This is a genomic window from Nocardia wallacei (assembly GCF_029868745.1).
In the GTDB taxonomy this organism is placed as follows: domain Bacteria; phylum Actinomycetota; class Actinomycetes; order Mycobacteriales; family Mycobacteriaceae; genus Nocardia; species Nocardia wallacei_B.
The window spans coordinates 1-2,715 of record NZ_JARWOP010000229.1; the positions used below are offsets into that span (position 1 = coordinate 1).

1 protein-coding gene is annotated in these 2,715 nt (G+C 68.1%); it reads right to left on the bottom strand.

Going from position 1 to position 2,715, the window contains the following annotated elements; genetic code table 11:
- Positions 1–83: 83 nt before the first annotated feature.
- On the bottom strand, positions 84–2,450 hold the full coding sequence (locus QH470_RS19475) for a penicillin-binding protein (RefSeq protein WP_280273819.1): 2,367 nt from the start codon (positions 2,448–2,450) through the stop codon (positions 84–86).
- Positions 2,451–2,715 lie beyond the last annotated feature (265 nt).

Consider the following 2,715-nt stretch of genomic DNA (forward strand, 5'->3'; position numbering starts at 1 on the left):
GGGGGGGGTCGCCCCCCCGCCGCCCCCCCTGCTGGGGGCCCCCCCCCTCACCCTCCCCCCCCGGCCCCCCCCCCTCGGCGATATCACCGCGGAATCGGGATGGGAATCGGGATCGGCGGCAGCCGCGGTGGTGGCGGCAGCCCCGGCAGATTCGGTATCGGGGGCGGTCCGGGCGGCGGCGGTTCGCGCAGCGTCCCGTCACTGATGTTCACCGTGATCACCGAGCCCGGGATGGCCGAACCGTTCGGCGTAGTCCCGATGACCGTGCCCTTCGTCGGTGCGGCGGGCACCGTCACCATGGTGACCTGGAAACCCGCCCCGATCAGGGTCGAGCGGGCCTCGGCCTCCGTCATGCCGACCACGTCGGGGATCTGCGAATTGTTCGAGCCCCGTACGTATTTGTCGTCCTCCGGCGGCAGGCCCGCCGGCGGGAAGTGATCCAGCACCGGCTTGATCCCGTCGAACCAGCTGCGGGCCGGTTCGTTACCGCCGTACAGATTGCCGTCGCCGCAGCTGCGCAACGGGAACGAGCAGATCTCGCCCGGCGTCGGCGAGTCGCCGTAGATGTAGGCCGCCCCGGCCAGCGAATTGGTGAAACCCAGGAACGCCGAGGACCGGTGGCTCTCGGTGGTACCCGTCTTCGCCGACATCGGCGCGTTCCAGCCCGCCGCGTGCGCCGAACCGGCCGCGGTGCCGCTGATGCTGTCCTTCGCCATCGCGTTGGCCAGCGTATTCGCCAGGCCGGGCTCGACCACCTGCTCGCAGGACGGCTGCGTGAGCGGCACCTGCTTACCGTTGCGGTCGATCACCTCCCGGATCGGCGAGGGCGGGCACCACTTGCCGCCCGAGGCCAGCGTCGCCGCCACATTCGACAGCTCCAGCGGATTGATCGCGAACGGGCCCAGCGTGAACGAGCCCAGATTCTGCTGCTTCACCATGTCCGCCAGGCTCTGGTTGCCGTGGCCGGACGTGCCCGCCGCCGCGTACGAACGCATGCCCAGCCGGACCGCCATATCGACCGTCGGCGTCACCCCGACATCCTGAATGAGCTTGACGAACGCCGTGTTCGGCGACTGCGCCAGCGCCTCGGTCACCGACATCGGCGACCGGTAGTTGCCGACGTTCTTCACGCAGTACGTCTCGGGCGGGCAGCCGGGCGTGCCGCTGTTACCCATGCCCTTGGCGGAGAAGAACGACGGCACATCCAGCTGGGCGTTGATGCCCAGCCCCTTCTCCATCGCCGCGGCCGTGGTGAACAGCTTGAAGATCGAGCCCGCGCCGTCACCGACCAGCGAATACGGTTGCGGCTGCACGGTTTCGTGGCCCTCGCCGCTCAGACCGTAGGTGCGGCTCGAGGCCATCGCCAGCACCGGATGCGCGTCCTGCCCGGTGCCGATGATGCTGGTGACCTCGGCGATATCCTCCAGATCCGGCTTCGTCATCCCCGACACCGCGGCCTTCACCGAATTCTGCACCGCCGGGTCCAGCGTGGTGCGGATCGTGTAGCCGCCCTTGTCGATCTGCTCCTTGCTGATGCCCGAATTGGCCAGGTACTGCAGCGCGTAATCGCAGAAGAAGCCGCGATCACCCGCCGCGATGCAGCCGCGCGGCAGGCCCTTCGGATCCGGCAGCACGCCCAGCGGTTCGGCCTTGGCGGCGCGGAACTCCTCGGCGCGACTGGGGATGTTCTGGATCATGGTGTCCAGCACGGTATTGCGCCGATCCAGCACGCCCTGCGGGTTGGTGTAGGGGTTGAGCTTCGACGAACTCTGCACCATGCCCGCCAGCATCGCCGCCTGCGACACCTTCAGGTCCTTGGCGTCCACGCCGAAGTAGGTCTGCGCGGCGTCCTGAATCCCGTAGGAGCCGTTGCCGAACGGGACGATGTTCAGGTAGCGGGTGAGGATCTCGTCCTTGGTCAGCTGCTTCTCGAGCGTCAGCGCCATGCGGATCTCACGCAGCTTGCGCGCCGGCGTCGTCTCGATCGCGGCGCGGCGCTCGGCGTCGGTCTTCGCGACCACCAGTAGCTGGAAGTTCTTGATGTACTGCTGATCCAGCGTGGACGCGCCCTGCTGCACCTCGCCGCTCGAGGTGTTGGTGAGGAAGGCGCGGAGCGTGCCCTGCCAGTCCACGCCGCCGTGCTCGGCGAAGCGCCGGTCCTCGATGGACACGATCGCCAACTTCATGTCGTTGGAGATCCGGTCGCTGGGCACTTCGAAGCGGCGCTGCTCGTACAGCCAGGCGATGGGATTACCGGCGGCGTCCACCATCGTCGACACCGCGGGGGCGTTGCCCTCGACCAGTTCCGCGGACACGTTGTCGACGGCGTCGGCGGCCCGGTTGGACACGTATCCGAAGCCACCGGCGAGCGGGAACAACAGCCCGGCGATGAGCACGGCCGCCAGGACGCACGCACCGGCGAGCCTCGCGAGCGTTTGTGAGATCGGCACCTTGCAAGGGTAAAGGCTCTGTTATCGGCGGCGGCGTAGGGGGGGCGGGGTTTTTTGGGCCCTTGTGGTAGGGGTTTTGTTGGGGGGGGGGGGGGGGGGGGGGGTGAGTGGAGGGGGACGCAGAAACAAGAGCGCCGCCAACGACACTCCCCTGTTCATTCAACAACCCGGCTCCTGGCAGCATCGCCCGACCGCGACCACCGCCGTGGGTAATCTGTTCCACGCCTCCGATTACGTTCGAACCGATATCAACGTCGCCACCATG